Genomic DNA, 13,970 nt, shown 5'->3' with positions numbered 1-13,970 from the left:
AGCAAATTATCCACCAAGGTAGGACATTTCTTTCTTAGCTACGGGAGCCATTCCCTCACTTCGTAGTTCAGAATATCGATCATCGCGTACGCCCCATAGTGAGGAAATTCTACTCATCAATTGCTCGGGAGTTTCCCCCTCTCGTAGGGACGATTTTATGTCGTAGCCAGACTGCGCAAACAAGCAGGTATAAAGATGGCCGTCAGCAGATAACCGTATCCGATTACAGTCGCGGCAAAATGGTTTAGTCACCGAGCTGATGAAGCCGACTTCGAAACCGGCCCGCCCCTCGATATGGTATCTTCTTGCGGTCTCACCGATTGCCGCATCAGCAACGGAAACTAATGGAAAAGATTCCTGCAACAATTCTAACACCTTCTGGGATGGAACCACCTCTTCGTGTTTCCAGCCATTGGTATTACCAGTATCCATGAACTCGATGTAGCGGATAGAAATATTCCTTTCATAAGCAAACTGAGCCAATGGCAACAACTCAGATTCATTGATCCCCTTCTGAACCACGGCATTGAGCTTAACGCCTAAACCTGCAGCGAGCGCGGCATCAATCCCCTCAATCACTCGGTCAGCTTTTGCACCCACACCATTCATTTTACCAAAGATGGCATTGTCTAGGGAATCCAGCGAGACAGTCACACGATGAAGCCCCGCGTCCGCAAGTTTCTGAGCATTGCGAGCCAGCAAGGATCCGTTAGTGGTCATTGCTATGTCATCTACCCCCTCGATCGCTGCTAACTTTCCCACTAAAACATCCAGATCTCGCCGCATCAAAGGTTCGCCACCAGTGAGACGTAGCTTACGAACTCCTAGGCTCACAAAACTCCGTGCCAGCGTCTCTATCTCACCAAAACGTAAAATCTCCTCACGAGGCAAGAAACTGTAGTTTTTGTCAAAAATCTCGGCGGGCATACAATACCGGCAACGAAAATTACATCGATCCGTGACTGAGATTCGAAGATCGCGCAAAGGGCGCTGTAATGTATCGGTGCTGCTCATCTGAAGAAACGCTAGTGCGGATTGTTGTCATAAACAAAATAAAAAAGAGCAATTTTCTATTGGCAGGCACGGCATTGCACGCTTCCATTATTGCAAGTAAGTCTATGAAGCCATTGACCACACCAGCAGACGCCAGCCAGCTCATTGAATTCAGTATCCCTGCAGCTGCTGAAGTGACTATTGAGCTCGATAAATCCTTTGGGAAACTACTGCGGCGTCCAGTGCTAGCGGACCGCAATATACCCCCGTTTGACAGGGCTATGATGGACGGCATCGCCATTCACTCATCGACTAATCGAGGAGCCCTCGCTGTAGAAGCAGTCCAAGCGGCCGGCTCCCCAGCCCTTACTCTACTCGATACCAACGCATGCCTCGAGGTGATGACTGGAGCGCCTATTCCAGTCGGATGCGACTGTGTCGTCCCAATCGAAGAAGTGACCATCGAGAATGGTCAGGCGAAAATTTCAGAAAAGTATGCCTATGCCGCGGGCGACTTCATCCACCGAGAGGCGAGCGATCACTTAGCTGGTGACACCATGCTTGAGCCAGGCTCGGTCCTCGGAGCTGCCGAACTGGCCATTGCCGCCAGTTGTGGCGCGTGCCAACTCCAGGTTTCACGCACTCCTCAGATTCACCTCATCACCACTGGTGACGAAGTCATTCCTCCCGCAGCCACACCAGAACCATTTCAAATCCGCTCCAGTCACCCGATCGCTATCCTCTCTGCTATTGATTCGGGTGGTCTCGGATCGGTGACACACACACACATTGCGGATGACGAGATGGCGACCCGAGAGGCTCTTCATCATTCCTTAGCAACGGCGGACATTTTGATTCTCACCGGTGGAGTTTCCAAAGGAAAATTCGACTACATCGCGCCCCTACTCAATGAGATTGCAGGCACCGCGCTATTTCACGGAGTCAGCCAACGGCCAGGAAAACCATTCGCCTACTTTGAGAAACCCATTCCCATTTTTGCTCTACCAGGAAACCCACTTTCAGTGATGGCGTGCCTAGCCCGCTATGTGCTTCCCGCATTGAAACTCCATCTAGGTATCCTCAAGGGTGTAAAAAGTCTTCCACTTTCCTCCCCCGCCCCGCTTCACCCGAAGCTCACTCAGCTGCTTGCTGGGCGTATTGAAGACGGCAAAATCTACCCATCCTCGCCGAATAACTCTGGAGATTATGCTGCCCTACTTGGCTGTCACGGCGTGATTGAAATTCCACCATCTACGACAACATCTCCAGCGAACTCTCTCTATAACTTTTACCCTTGGGCCCAAATTTAAAACCATGTTTACCATTACAGAATCTCCCATCGACCACGCGGCACTGCGCGAAAAAACTCTCAGCGACACAGCTGGTGGATTTGTTAGTTTTGAAGGATGGGTGCGCAATCACCATCAAGGGCGAGCCGTCGACTCCCTAGAGTACTCAGCCTATGTCAGCCTTGCTGAGAAAGAAGGCTCACGGGTGATAGAGGAAGCTCTGGAAAAATTTGCGCTCACTGCTGCGCATTGTGAGCATCGCATCGGACATCTTGCTATTGGCGACATGGCGGTATGCGTCACTGTCTCTGCAGCCCATCGCGATGCCGCCTTCGAAGCCTGCCGCTATATCATTGACCAGACAAAATCACGTGTTCCCATCTGGAAAAAAGAGCATTACACCGATGGAACCACAGCCTGGCCACACTGCGCAAAATGCGCCGAAGGGATAAAGCACAGCCACTAGAGCTTACCCTGATACGGTGCAAGTCGACTTTAAGGATTTGGATCCAAGCTTATTCATATAATTTCTGAACCCCCTCCAACTCCTTACACACGGATTGCACTAAGGCTTCTGGCGCCAGGACTTTAGCGTTACTGCCCCAGCTAAGAACCACCTGAGTCACCTCTGTCAAATTATCTAAACCCATTGTCATCTGAATTTTCTCGCCCAAATCATCGAGTATCGTGATTTTCTGGCTTGGATGCCAAAGTCGTTCTTGTACCAAACGTGCCGCCCAGCCAGTAAGCTCGATCACTACCTCAATTGACTCAGCACCATCTGCTTTGCCACTCCAGACCCCGATACCTCCGCCCAAATGCTCACCAATGCTAAAATCATCGGGCCGTTCAAACCAGGTCTTCAGGACCTTCACGCCAGTCATTCTCTGTAGCGCGAATGTCCGTAATCCATCACGGTCGAGATCATAACCGATAACATACCACCCCCCAGAAATTTCACCCACATGGTAGGGCTGTATCCTCCTATGAGTCGATACCAGAGCCTTGATCCCGCGGTATTTAAAACTCACTTCATTTTGTTTCAAAACCGCCTCAGCAAGTTTACCGAACAAAGTTAGATCCGCCTCAACCACCGCATTCTTTTTGATAGCAAACGCCTCATCTAGATCATTCCACCTCAGACTCACCTTTCCCTCAAGCTGCTGCGACAACCTCTCAAAGGCTGGCTGGAGCGACTCTGCTAGCTTAGTCCCCTGAATCCCCCCCATCGCACTGCGGGCTAGGAACAATGCGGCTAGATCCTCCACCTGTAGATCTATCAAAGGGAAATCTTCTAACTCTCCCACAAGTTCGTAGCCATGAAGTTGCTGATTATAGTGCAGTTCAATTCCCATCTGATCGCGCATATAGGTGATATCGCGTTGGATCGTTTTCGGCCTCACCTCAAATTCTTCCGCAAGCTTGCGACAATTTGGAAAACTTCCATTTTTAACTGAATCAAAAATATTCATCATCCTAACCGTCGCAGTCCGACCACCTCCAAATGCACTCATACACAATCAGCTAACATAGATATTCGAACCTAAAAACCTCCAAATTGACAAACTCTTCACAGGGTAGCCCAGCAAATGTCCCACCCTAGCATTCTATAGTCTATTCATGACTAGCAGACGAAACATTCTCGGGCTCTTGAGCCTTACCACCCTCCTCCCATTCATAGCTAAAGCCGCCGAAGATACATGCTCACCAACAGATCCCATTCAACAACGATCAAAAGAATTTGAGCCATGGAAAAATCAAGTGCGCTATCCTTTGAGTGAAAGCAATGACTCCACAGTCTGCAGATTACAGGAATCGAGCCAAAGCAACCAAACCATTGCGTTTTACTACTACGGTGGCTCCAGCCCGCGACAACTCCGTTTAGCTAGCATCGAATCAGTCTTTCGCTTCACCAACTCCCCTCACACCTATGCCTCAGCTTATTGCCATCTGCGACGCGAAAATAGGATTTTCAGGGTTGATAAAATATCTCTCGCTTAGCGTCTAGAATACTTCGAGTCTGGTAAAATTCATAGTTGGCAATTTGCGCTAAAGCGTTAGTTTGTCGACATGCACAAAGCAGTATCTCTTTCCTACGCATTCATCGCCATCGCCACGGCTGGCATCACTTCTTGCGGCAACACTAACGACAAGGTCCAAATTGCTACAGGTCAAGTCACACAGGGCAGCACTGTAGAGGCGAACAAACTCTACAGCCAAGCCAGAGCCCTCGAAGCTCAAGGTAGCACAAAAAAGGCAATCAAGGTATATGGTAATGTGACTGACGACTACCCAATGTCTAAAGAAGCACCAGATGCACGCATTCGACAGGCCGAGCTCCTTTACTCTCAAGCTGAGTTAATGAAATCATTTGAACAGTACCAATCATTCATCACCCAATACCGTGGCACCTCTCAGTATGACAAGGCTATCCAGCGCCAGTCCGACGTAGTGCACGCTGCCTCTACTGGAAAAATAAAAAATAGCTTCCTCGGGCTCAAATCTGACATCCCCCGTAGCAAGGTGGAAAAGATGTTCATACAAGTCCGCGATAATGCCCCCTTCGGCCCCACCGCACCTAAGGCTCAATTCGGCCTCGCTGAGATGTGGCAGAATGACAAGAACCTCGGTAAAGCGATCAAAGCATACGAGGATCTTTACGTCCGTTACCCGAAATCATCACTTGCTCCAGAAGCCCTCTACCGCGTAGGTAACCTCCTACTCAAACAAACGGAAGACGGTAACCGCAACCGTGGAAACCTCGACACAGCGAACACGACATTCACAGACCTTACCTTGCTCTATCCAAACAGCAAACAAGCGAAGAGCGCGAAGGTCATTCTAAAGCAAATCAAAGGCTCCGATATCCAGCGCAGCTTCAGCATTGCTGAATTCTACGAAAAGAAGAAACAGTATCCATCCGCCGCGTTCTACTACAACGAAGTGATCCGCGCCACGAAGTCGGGATCCGACCTCAACCAACGCTCCAAGCAGCGTCTCGCAGCCCTCCCTAAATAAACTCCATCGCTCATATGCTTCGTCAACTACTCGCCGCTGCTCTTTGTCTAACTGCTCTTACTTCCTGCGCTGGCTACCAGCTTGGAAATGTTAAGCCCTCCGAGCTCAGCTCAGTCAACTCGATCTCAGTCCCTCTTTTTAAAAATGAGACGCAGGAACAACGGCTAGCAAGCCTCGTGACCAACAGTATGGTCGACGCCATTACCCGAGACGGCACCTACAATATTGCTTCAGCCGCCACATCTGATGCGGACCTCATCGCGACCATCAAAACAATCGAGTACAGTGAGCGACGCAACGCACGCTTTGATTCACTAAAAGCTACAGAAATGTACATGAACCTCAAGGTTGAGTGGAAGTTAGTAGACCATCAAAACCAGACGCTTGCCTCAGGTAAAGTTTCTGGCCGCACCCAATTTTCTGTGGACTCAAATCAGCAAACCTCACGTACCAACGCCTTCCCCGATGCTGCAAAAAATGCTACTGAACTCATCATGCTTCGTATCGCAAACGGATTCTAATTATGATCAGTTTTGTACCAACACCCATTGGCAACCGCGGCGACATAACCCTTCGCGCTATCGAGGTCCTCAAAGAAGTAGACCTCATCACCTGTGAGGACACGCGCCACTCGCGCCCATTTCTCGAACACCTAGGAGTATCTAAACCGGTCGTAGCACTTCACGATCACAACGAAGCGAGAAAGACCCCAGAACTCATAGAGAAAGCTCTACAAGGCACAAACATTGCTGTCATCACAGATGCTGGTATGCCCGCGATCTCTGATCCAGGGTATCGCCTCATGCAGGCGTGTATTGAAAACAAGGTTGAGTACACAGTCCTACCCGGCCCCTCAGCGGTACTTACTGCTCTGGTTGGCTCTGGCTTCCCTCTTCACGCCTTCTACTTCGGCGGTTTTCTTTCTGTGAAAAAGGGCAAACGCACCAAGGCTTTACTCGCCGCAGCAGAATCTGAACACACCTCACTCTTCTTCGAGTCGCCTCACCGTCTAACCTCCACTCTTGAAATCCTCAGCAAAGAGATACCGGACCACCAGATTTGTGTGGCTCGTGAGCTCACTAAAAAGTTTGAAACTTACCACCGTGGTACATCCAAAGAGCTTTTTGAGCACTTCAGTGTCCACAAGCCAAAGGGGGAAATAGTCCTTCTGCTCAAGCCAAAACCCTGAACATCACTTCACTTGAATGCTCAGTTTTTCAACATGCTGGAATAATGCTCGGCACAACTGTGGCGAACAAGTCATCGATGAAATTGTCGAGCTCGGTTTCAGCAATATCGAGCTCAGCCACGGCATGATGATCACCAAGCTTCCTGGCATCATGGAGGCTTTCAAAAAAGGCAAATTCAACTGCTGCGGGGTTCACAACTTTTTCCCCTCACCAGTAGAGGTCATGATCGACGCTCCCGACGCCTACGAGTACACCTCACACCGAACATATGACAGGAAACGTGCACTAGAGCTCACTCTCAAAACTCTTGAAATGGCATCGCGCTTTGAAGCCGACTACATGGTGCTCCACATGGGCTCAGCTCCCATGAACCCAAAACGCTGGACCAACAAACTCACAGCTCTCGTCAAACAAGAAAAAGACGACACCAAGAAATACCAACGTATCAAAGAAAAATTTATCAAGAAGCGGGCAAAAATTGGACAACTCTACTATGCCCGCGCGATTGAAGCTTTAGAAGAAATTGCAGAGAAAGCTGCTGAAGTTGGAGTTAAGCTAGCTGTAGAATCACGCTCGCGCTACGAAGATATGCCCACTGAGACTGAGATGCTCGCGCTGCAAGAGCATTTTAAAGACAACCCTACAGTGGGTTACTGGCACGACTTCGGTCACGTCCAACTCAAGCACAACATCCACATGCTAGATCACGATGAATGGCTAACAAGCATGACTCCCTACCTCGTAGGCTGTCACGTCCACGATGTCTATTGGCCCGAGCGCGACCACCGCGTCCCGCTCACTGGCGAGATCGACTTCCCGAAGTTACTGCAACATTTTGATCCAAAAATGCCACACACCTGGGAGCTCAGCCCAACCCGCGATCCAGAGCAAATCAAGCAATCACTACTGCTCTGGAAACAACAATTCCCTGAAACCTTAGTGTAGTACATGAGTAAGTGGAAGAAGTACCTGATCGGTGAACTCAGCTGGAAGCGGCTCGCTAAATCGCTCATCTCAATCTATGTCATTCTCCTAGTCATTGCAGTGAGTCTAGCGGACTACTTCATCTTCCTCCCGCCGACTCCGACCTATACCGAACAATCCGATCATATCGCTCTCATTGAGGGAAGCGAGGCGAACACCAAAATAGCCACCTATTACCGTCCAGCAAAACCGGGCATGGCCACGCTCCTTTGGTCACATGGCAATGCTGAGGACTTGAGCTCCACCAGTTTCTTAGATCTCTTCCACCAAGCCGGTTTTGGAATTTATGCTTACGACTACCCAGGCTACGGACTGAGCGATGGGTCGCCAAGCGATCGGAGCTGTTACGCTGCCATTGAAAGAGTGTATGTGGACCTTACCCTCACCCATAAAATCGCTAGCAAGGACCTCATTCTCGTGGGCAAATCCGTGGGCTCAGGCCCAACGACCTACCTCGCCACTCAGAAGCCCGCCGCCGGTATGATACTCATCAATCCACTCAGCAGCATCTACCGCGTCGCCTTCCGCTTCCCGATCTTTCCACGTGATCGCTTCCCTAACATTGATAGGATCAAAGGCATCACGACCCCCCTCATGGTAATCCACGGAGAGGAAGATGGGGTCATCCCACAGTCTCACGGCAAGGCTCTGATTGCAGCCCACACCGGAAAGCATATATTCCACGACCTCAAAGGTCGTGGTCACAATGACATCTACGGCGACTCGCCAGAGGAAATTCAAGCCTTCATCCAGCTCTTCCTCGACTTTTCTCAAACTCTATCAGCCGAAACTATCTCGACATCAAAAAAGTGAAGCATCACCTCACGGTAGACGTCCAGTTTGAAATCAGGTAGCCAAGCTCCATCGAATTCCTCCGGACGCACCCAATCGTAGTCACTGAACTCAGGATTGTTCTCACCGAGATCGATCTCGGGCGCAGACTTCTTTAAGCGACAAAGAAAGTACGTTTGTTTCTGACCGTCGAACTTCTTCTTTTCACGTACTTTTTGAGGGTAGAGGTATTTATACCCACCCTTCTCTTCTAGCACTTTATAATATTTTTTCTCTAGCCCCACTTCCTCCAAGACTTCGCGATAAAGTGCCTCTATGTTGGTTTCACCTTTGTCTACTCCACCTTGGGGGAATTGCCATGCTCTGCCATTGTTAGACCTCTCACAGACAAGAATTTCGCCTTCTCTATTGATAATAATGGCAGCTACGTTTGGGCGGTATTTTGGCATCAATAGATTCATCTCAACTTGTGCATCCCTTGTAAATCAAGATTTTCACAAGATTAGCGTAACCATCATTGCCAGCGCCCGTAGGAACACTGTAGAAACAACTATTATGAAATTCATTCTACCCATCATAGCTCTTACCGCTGCAGTCATGGCGCCCATCTCAGCCACGGCTCAGAATAAAAATGACAATGTATCCAGCCAAAATTTACCACAAAAATTCTGGGAAGCAAATCTCCCTGGCGGCAGCTATATGGTTTCTCTAGCACGTATCTCATCCATCGGTATGAGCACATACCATGTAAAAGGCGCTGTCGTGCATGAAGTGGACATCGAAACTATGGGAGCCGCTCTCACTCGCTTCTACGTTATCGAAGCTCTCGGTGAAAATAACAGCTCCAATGCTGCCTCCAACCTTATCAGTCGAGCAAAACAACTCGGTAGCGAAGCTGGTGGAAAAGTTGGTGTCGACCCAGACACTACCGTCCATAAAGATTACCCACTCACCACCCACTCGAAAACTATCGAATTTCGAGTCATCGATACAGACGATCTCGGTGAAATCTATAAATCTATCAGCAAAGCTTGGAAAGAGAACAAAGGCCGTAAAATCACGATCAAGTAATCGCCTTCAAATCCCCTTTTATACCATTTGAGGAGTTAGATTGGTGTAATGACGCTGAAGATTTTCTATTCTAGCAAGGCTCAAGGAAGGAGCATAGCGAGCTATGTGACTGACGCGGAACGCTGCTAGAATGGGAAAACTTTAGCGCTTTCTTAAAATTCAGCTTTGCTGACTACTCTCAAACCCAAAAATCGATCATTGCTCCAAGGTAACTGTGAAGATGGTATTACACACCCAACAGCGCACGCGCTCTGGGTGTTTTTCATGTGCACTAGACGAACTGATTGCAGGTTTTTGACCATGTTAAGTCACCATTGTCTGCACCATAGAAGCAAACAAATAAGGCGCGTCCAGCATTCGGCCTTTGACTGAGGTGCTGTACTCATTTTTTACGAATCTCCGAGGTCTAACTCCTGATTCTTCGGCGCGCGTACCACACGATCGACCCCGTGTTTACTGACAAGGTTACCACGGACTCCACGGCCCTTGATTGCTATGTCTTCAAACTTAAATGGTCGGGAAAGGTTACGCAATCTGAGCTGAGCTTTGAGATGGACAATAACAATATTATCGTTGGATTCAGCTTCGGTCTCGTGAACTATGAAGTAGAGAATGCGTGTCCCCTTCGCCGCTGTAGCTAAGCCGTATTCTTTGTCTCTAGTGACACCACCTATGCGGAAGCGCTTGGCTCGAATTGGTCCATCACGGCCTTCTCTATAGATCACCGAATACACTTTCTCTTGGTCCTTACGGAAAATAGCAATATGCTGAGGCCGCTTACCGACAAAGAGTTTCTCGGCTACCTTCATCACCTTCATCTTACCGTCAGTGCTGATCACAATCATGTCATCGAGTTCTGAGCACTTATCTAACGACTCTTCTTTTTTCAGCCCGAAGCCTGCAAATCCATTCTTACGGTCGATGTAGAGAATCTCGTTAGCTACAACAACCTGAGTACGGTCCACTTTTGCAAAGCTAGAAATTTCAGTCTTCCGCTCGCGTCCTTTACCGTACTTCTTCAGTAGATTTTTGAAGTAGCTGATCGTGTAGCGTGTCAGATTTCGTAGATTTTTCTCCACCTCCTCAATGGCATCTTCCAGTGCCTTGAGCAAGTCATCCGCCTTAGCACTATCAAATCGAGTCATGCGCAAGAATGGCAACTTAGAAAGTTTGACGATATCTTCTTCCTCCACATCACGCTGAAGTAACTTCTTGAATGGAGTCAGTCTCTTATCTATCACGGTGACTACTTCCTCCATACTCTTACAGTCTTTCATCGTGAGATAGATCTCATTCTCGATGAATATTTTTTCTAGCGAACTAAAGTGCCACTTGTCATTCAGCTCAGCCAAGCGAATCTCTAATTCCTTCTGAAGAAGGTCCTTGGTATGAAAAGCACTATGCTTGAGAATGTCATGCATCCCCATAAACTTAGGCTTACTGTCGATAATCACACAGGAGTTCGGTGAAATGCTCGACTCACAATCGGTAAAGGCATACAGCGCGTCACGCACGACTTCTGGTTCGGAACCCACGGGAAGGTGTACCAAGATTTCTGCATTGGCTGCAGTGTTATCCACTACCTTGGCAATCTTGATCTTCCCCTTCTCATTCGCCGCCACGATGTTATCCATCAAGCCACCAGTAGTCGTTCCGTAAGGGACTTCTGTAATTCGCAATAGCTTTTTACTGTCGATCTCGATCCGAGCACGGACTCGCACCTTACCACCACGAATTCCTTCACGGTAGTCGCTGGCATCCATAATCCCCGCAGTGAGAAAGTCCGGAAGAATCTCAAATGGCTCATTTCGCAGAGTACTTATACAAGCATCGATCAACTCGATAAAGTTGTGCGGGAGAATCTTACATGCCAGGCCTACTGCAATCCCCTCCACACCTTGAGCTAACAAAAGTGGAAATTTAACAGGAAGACAGATCGGCTCTTGACTTCGACCATCGTAACTAGGTGTCCAATTTGTCGTCTTAGGATTGAAAGTGATCTCTTTAGCAAAAGCAGTCAGACGCGCTTCAATGTATCGAGGTGCCGCCGCTCTATCTCCAGTCAGAATGTTGCCCCAGTTTCCCTGAGTATCAATAAGCAGGTCTTTCTGGCCAAGTCCCACCATCGCGTCTCCGATCGAAGCATCTCCGTGAGGATGATACTTCATCGTATTACCCACGACATTCGCCACCTTGTTGTAGCGACCGTCATCCAACTCATTCAATGAGTGTAGAATACGTCGCTGTACAGGTTTTAAACCATCTTCCACATACGGTACGGCGCGTTCTAGGATCACGTAACTTGCGTAATCCAAGAAATAATCCGCGTACATCTCCCGTAAACTCACCTCTGGCAATTCTTCCTGACTCATAAATTATTTAAGATAAGTTAAGATCACCATTCCCCCGCTCAGCGTCAAGGCGATTCGACTAATGGTTAGTCGGAATTCTTCCGATCCAATTACTTATACCACTTAGTGAATCAAAAGAGACTAATGCTGGAGTGATTTTTTGATCCATCAAGGCTAGACGAGAGTGGTGCGAGCACCATGACTGAGGAGAAACGCCGTTTTATCAAGAAAGCGCCCAGCACTCAAAGCTTTCCGCGTAGCGCATTTCCCTAAAGCCCTCAAAAAGAACATTTGTCTCTTTGGTTTTGCTAAGTGGTATTATACCACTTCACTCTGCACGCCAATTTTTAAGCTGTGCTCCTGCCCGGCGTACAAGAGCGCTTTCGGCGTCTCTATGGAGTAGCCAGTAGGTAGTAGCGACTAGCTATACTGCTACGTGCCATGTTTTTGGATTTCCACATCAAGGGTGGACATAATACTTAACACGTAAAACGTAACACCACTAGGAGCTCAAAGGAATTCCTCCAACATCAGAGATCGTTCTCAATTTCGCAAATCTTGATGCGCGTCAGTATATGAGTGAGTTTTGTTCTGCAGTCTTTTCTCAGTATCTGAATCCAATCACCCGAAAGGCGTCCCCTGGTTTGACAAACACCGAGATCGTCTCGTCGTCCCCTTCAATCGTGATCAATACCGTGACCTTCTCCGGTGTGGAAAGACTCACCTTGGCAGACCCGACCTTCAGATTCCGCTTACCCTTTTTCTCCACTACGCTATCATATATTTTCTTAAGTTCTCCCATCGTTGCAATTTCGTGTTTGCCATCGAGGTTGAAAGGGGCTTCGGACAGAGAGGCCGTAACGGCAGTATCGCCTTGCATGAGAGAAATAAACCAAGCCTTCGCGACTTGAACAGAGTCAACGTCTCGAGCGATCTTCGCATCATCTGGAGCGGCCGTCGCCATACTGCCAATTAAGATGCCTATGAGTGGTGCCAAAAGGCAGCAGGATAGCGTGTGTTTTATTATTTTCATTGGGTTCGGTTTCATTAGTTCAATTTTTTTGCACAATATTTTAGATCATCTATTCAGGTTTCGCGATAGTGGAACCTGAATTAGATGCATTTTTTTCGTTAGAGGTTTCTTCTATCTTGTATTCAATTCTTCAGAGGTAATGCGAGGAACCTTTGATGCAAAAAGAGACGGACACAATCCCAGTAGGCACAGTAATGTGACCCAAATAAAAAAGGTTTTATAATAGCCCCAAAACCCTGAAGAAATAAGTGCTTAAACCCTATTCTAAGCCTTGACTTTTAGACGCAGCATCTTGTTCTGCAAGTCGATTTACGAGATCAGACGGTCATAGTCGGCATGACTGCCGATCCAAAACCAAATCATAGATCCGTCAGCCCTTACCCCAAGTGCACGATATTTGATACCTGCGCGTACAGACCAGAATCGCCCGACTTTTTTGAAATGTAATGACGGATGAAAAGGGTCATTTTTGAGCAAAGAAAAATTATCATCGGCAACTGATTGAACTCGATTGGGCAGTTTATTATAAGCGTCCCAGAACTTCTTCGTCGTATGATGTTTCATCGAGGTTACAGTTCTCTAGTATTCCCAGAACGGAATTCAGCAATGGCGTCATCAGCTAGTTGGTTAAGCTTACCGCCGACAATATCACGCTCAATTTGGGCATCCCAGTGCGCGGCCTCAAAAGAGCTGAACCACTCCCTGAATATAGCTAAATCATTCTTCCCAAGCTGCTCTACAGCATCTTCAATGGCTTCTATCGTACCCATATCACCAATTTACAGGATGTCTCGAATAGGTCAATTTATTTAGCATAACCTAGAGCGCACGGATCACTGACCTCTCAGTGCACTTAGGTTTTGGGTTGATGGTGAAATTGTCATAAATCGATCGCTCTCGTAGCTGATCAGCGATTGGGTGATGTGTGTTGTACTGCAAATTCTTTCAATTCTTTAGAGCTTTTTATTTTCTTCACATGCCTTGTTTCTTCTCCAGCTAACAAACAGCACCCTCGAAAAAATAAAACAGCCGAAACTAATGAGTAACCCTATTACACCTATTACAATCACGCCCGAATCAATCGGTAATCCAATATCCCATGCCGCCGTAGCCGCGCAGAACGTAAAAGGTGACTCACGCGCGGTAGCGCGTTGAGTCCACCTGCTTGTTGAACAGAGCCGCTGTGCGGCGGGGTCATGGATTTGCTGTTGTTTGTTGGATGGAAGGTTCGCATGATGGCCAGTTCTAT

At 48.0% G+C, this 13,970-nt stretch carries 17 protein-coding genes; 9 read left to right on the top strand and 8 right to left on the bottom strand.

What is annotated here, in order from left to right; genetic code table 11:
- Positions 1-6: 6 nt before the first annotated feature.
- A complete protein-coding gene (gene moaA, locus BSZ32_RS14055; RefSeq protein WP_105044001.1) occupies positions 7-1,014 on the bottom strand; it encodes a GTP 3',8-cyclase MoaA in 1,008 nt (335 codons plus the stop codon).
- A 104-nt stretch (positions 1,015-1,118) separates the two neighbouring features.
- On the opposite strand from moaA, the gene BSZ32_RS14050 reads away from it, so the two are divergent.
- Entirely contained in the window at positions 1,119-2,303 is a 1,185-nt protein-coding gene (locus BSZ32_RS14050) for a molybdopterin molybdotransferase MoeA (RefSeq protein ID WP_165788861.1), read from the top strand.
- Between the two features lie 4 nt (positions 2,304-2,307).
- Positions 2,308-2,748 carry a molybdenum cofactor biosynthesis protein MoaE gene (locus BSZ32_RS14045; protein ID WP_105043999.1) on the top strand — a complete coding sequence of 147 codons (441 nt, stop codon included), beginning with the start codon at positions 2,308-2,310 and terminating at the stop codon, positions 2,746-2,748.
- Between the two features lie 49 nt (positions 2,749-2,797).
- On the opposite strand, the gene BSZ32_RS14040 is transcribed toward BSZ32_RS14045, so the two are convergent.
- Positions 2,798-3,796, bottom strand: coding sequence for a helix-turn-helix transcriptional regulator (locus BSZ32_RS14040; protein ID WP_105043998.1), 999 nt, complete (start codon positions 3,794-3,796; stop codon positions 2,798-2,800).
- 106 nt (positions 3,797-3,902) lie between these two features.
- On the opposite strand from BSZ32_RS14040, the gene BSZ32_RS14035 reads away from it, so the two are divergent.
- The 6 genes from BSZ32_RS14035 (at position 3,903) to BSZ32_RS14010 (ending at position 8,287) form a co-directional block, all read left to right on the top strand.
- A complete protein-coding gene (locus tag BSZ32_RS14035) occupies positions 3,903-4,283 on the top strand; it encodes a WYL domain-containing protein (protein WP_105043997.1) in 381 nt (126 codons plus the stop codon).
- 69 nt (positions 4,284-4,352) lie between these two features.
- Complete coding sequence (gene bamD, locus BSZ32_RS14030; RefSeq protein ID WP_105043996.1) at positions 4,353-5,300, top strand: outer membrane protein assembly factor BamD; 948 nt, start codon at positions 4,353-4,355, stop codon at positions 5,298-5,300.
- A 14-nt stretch (positions 5,301-5,314) separates the two neighbouring features.
- On the top strand, positions 5,315-5,821 hold the full coding sequence (gene lptE / locus BSZ32_RS14025) for an LPS assembly lipoprotein LptE (RefSeq protein ID WP_105043995.1): 507 nt from the start codon (positions 5,315-5,317) through the stop codon (positions 5,819-5,821).
- A 2-nt stretch (positions 5,822-5,823) separates the two neighbouring features.
- Positions 5,824-6,489 (top strand): 16S rRNA (cytidine(1402)-2'-O)-methyltransferase, encoded by a 666-nt coding sequence (rsmI, locus tag BSZ32_RS14020; protein WP_105043994.1) that lies wholly within the window; start codon positions 5,824-5,826, stop codon positions 6,487-6,489.
- A 16-nt stretch (positions 6,490-6,505) separates the two neighbouring features.
- Entirely contained in the window at positions 6,506-7,435 is a 930-nt protein-coding gene (locus tag BSZ32_RS14015; RefSeq protein ID WP_105043993.1) for a sugar phosphate isomerase/epimerase family protein, read from the top strand.
- A 3-nt stretch (positions 7,436-7,438) separates the two neighbouring features.
- Positions 7,439-8,287, top strand: coding sequence for an alpha/beta hydrolase (locus BSZ32_RS14010; protein ID WP_105043992.1), 849 nt, complete (start codon positions 7,439-7,441; stop codon positions 8,285-8,287).
- Here BSZ32_RS14010 and BSZ32_RS14005 read toward each other — a convergent pair.
- On the bottom strand, positions 8,245-8,715 hold the full coding sequence (locus tag BSZ32_RS14005; protein ID WP_105043991.1) for an RNA pyrophosphohydrolase: 471 nt from the start codon (positions 8,713-8,715) through the stop codon (positions 8,245-8,247). The two genes, BSZ32_RS14010 and BSZ32_RS14005, sit on opposite strands and share 43 nt — an antisense overlap.
- 106 nt (positions 8,716-8,821) lie before the next feature.
- Between BSZ32_RS14005 and BSZ32_RS14000 the strand changes: the two genes are divergently transcribed.
- Positions 8,822-9,337 carry a hypothetical protein gene (locus tag BSZ32_RS14000; RefSeq protein WP_105043990.1) on the top strand — a complete coding sequence of 172 codons (516 nt, stop codon included), beginning with the start codon at positions 8,822-8,824 and terminating at the stop codon, positions 9,335-9,337.
- 389 nt (positions 9,338-9,726) lie between these two features.
- Here BSZ32_RS14000 and BSZ32_RS13995 read toward each other — a convergent pair whose 3' ends face one another.
- From BSZ32_RS13995 to BSZ32_RS19440, 5 genes are all read right to left on the bottom strand, one after another.
- Positions 9,727-11,709 (bottom strand): DNA gyrase/topoisomerase IV subunit A, encoded by a 1,983-nt coding sequence (locus BSZ32_RS13995; protein ID WP_105043989.1) that lies wholly within the window; start codon positions 11,707-11,709, stop codon positions 9,727-9,729.
- Positions 11,710-12,292: 583 nt separating this feature from the next.
- Positions 12,293-12,736, bottom strand: coding sequence for a hypothetical protein (locus BSZ32_RS13990; protein WP_105043988.1), 444 nt, complete (start codon positions 12,734-12,736; stop codon positions 12,293-12,295).
- A 294-nt stretch (positions 12,737-13,030) separates the two neighbouring features.
- Positions 13,031-13,285: a type II toxin-antitoxin system RelE family toxin gene (locus BSZ32_RS13985; protein ID WP_105043987.1), complete on the bottom strand. Its 255-nt coding sequence runs from the start codon at positions 13,283-13,285 to the stop codon at positions 13,031-13,033.
- A gap of 5 nt (positions 13,286-13,290) precedes the next feature.
- Positions 13,291-13,491: a hypothetical protein gene (locus BSZ32_RS13980; RefSeq protein ID WP_105043986.1), complete on the bottom strand. Its 201-nt coding sequence runs from the start codon at positions 13,489-13,491 to the stop codon at positions 13,291-13,293.
- Between the two features lie 183 nt (positions 13,492-13,674).
- Positions 13,675-13,970, bottom strand: a 296-nt coding sequence (locus BSZ32_RS19440; protein WP_206018861.1) for a hypothetical protein, incomplete at its 5' end; no start/stop codon positions are given.

The organism is Rubritalea profundi (assembly GCF_002954445.1).
GTDB lineage: Bacteria > Verrucomicrobiota > Verrucomicrobiia > Verrucomicrobiales > Akkermansiaceae > Rubritalea > Rubritalea profundi.
The sequence above is the reverse complement of the archived record's forward strand: the minus strand, read 5'-3'. Positions and strand labels throughout refer to the sequence as shown.

Bases quoted from the DNA above. Each gene is read 5' to 3' on its own strand.
- moaA (WP_105044001.1), bottom strand. From the start codon at position 1,014: ATGAGCAGCACCGATACATTACAGCGCCCTTTGCGCGATCTTCGAATC.
- BSZ32_RS14050 (WP_165788861.1), top strand. From the start codon at position 1,119: ATGAAGCCATTGACCACACCAGCAGACGCCAGCCAGCTCATTGAATTC.
- BSZ32_RS14045 (WP_105043999.1), top strand. From the start codon at position 2,308: ATGTTTACCATTACAGAATCTCCCATCGACCACGCGGCACTGCGCGAA.
- BSZ32_RS14040 (WP_105043998.1), bottom strand. From the start codon at position 3,796: ATGAGTGCATTTGGAGGTGGTCGGACTGCGACGGTTAGGATGATGAAT.
- BSZ32_RS14035 (WP_105043997.1), top strand. From the start codon at position 3,903: ATGACTAGCAGACGAAACATTCTCGGGCTCTTGAGCCTTACCACCCTC.
- bamD (WP_105043996.1), top strand. From the start codon at position 4,353: ATGCACAAAGCAGTATCTCTTTCCTACGCATTCATCGCCATCGCCACG.
- lptE (WP_105043995.1), top strand. From the start codon at position 5,315: ATGCTTCGTCAACTACTCGCCGCTGCTCTTTGTCTAACTGCTCTTACT.
- rsmI (WP_105043994.1), top strand. From the start codon at position 5,824: ATGATCAGTTTTGTACCAACACCCATTGGCAACCGCGGCGACATAACC.
- BSZ32_RS14015 (WP_105043993.1), top strand. From the start codon at position 6,506: ATGCTCAGTTTTTCAACATGCTGGAATAATGCTCGGCACAACTGTGGC.
- BSZ32_RS14010 (WP_105043992.1), top strand. From the start codon at position 7,439: ATGAGTAAGTGGAAGAAGTACCTGATCGGTGAACTCAGCTGGAAGCGG.
- BSZ32_RS14005 (WP_105043991.1), bottom strand. From the start codon at position 8,715: ATGCCAAAATACCGCCCAAACGTAGCTGCCATTATTATCAATAGAGAA.
- BSZ32_RS14000 (WP_105043990.1), top strand. From the start codon at position 8,822: ATGAAATTCATTCTACCCATCATAGCTCTTACCGCTGCAGTCATGGCG.
- BSZ32_RS13995 (WP_105043989.1), bottom strand. From the start codon at position 11,709: ATGAGTCAGGAAGAATTGCCAGAGGTGAGTTTACGGGAGATGTACGCG.
- BSZ32_RS13990 (WP_105043988.1), bottom strand. From the start codon at position 12,736: ATGAAACCGAACCCAATGAAAATAATAAAACACACGCTATCCTGCTGC.
- BSZ32_RS13985 (WP_105043987.1), bottom strand. From the start codon at position 13,285: ATGAAACATCATACGACGAAGAAGTTCTGGGACGCTTATAATAAACTG.
- BSZ32_RS13980 (WP_105043986.1), bottom strand. From the start codon at position 13,491: ATGGGTACGATAGAAGCCATTGAAGATGCTGTAGAGCAGCTTGGGAAG.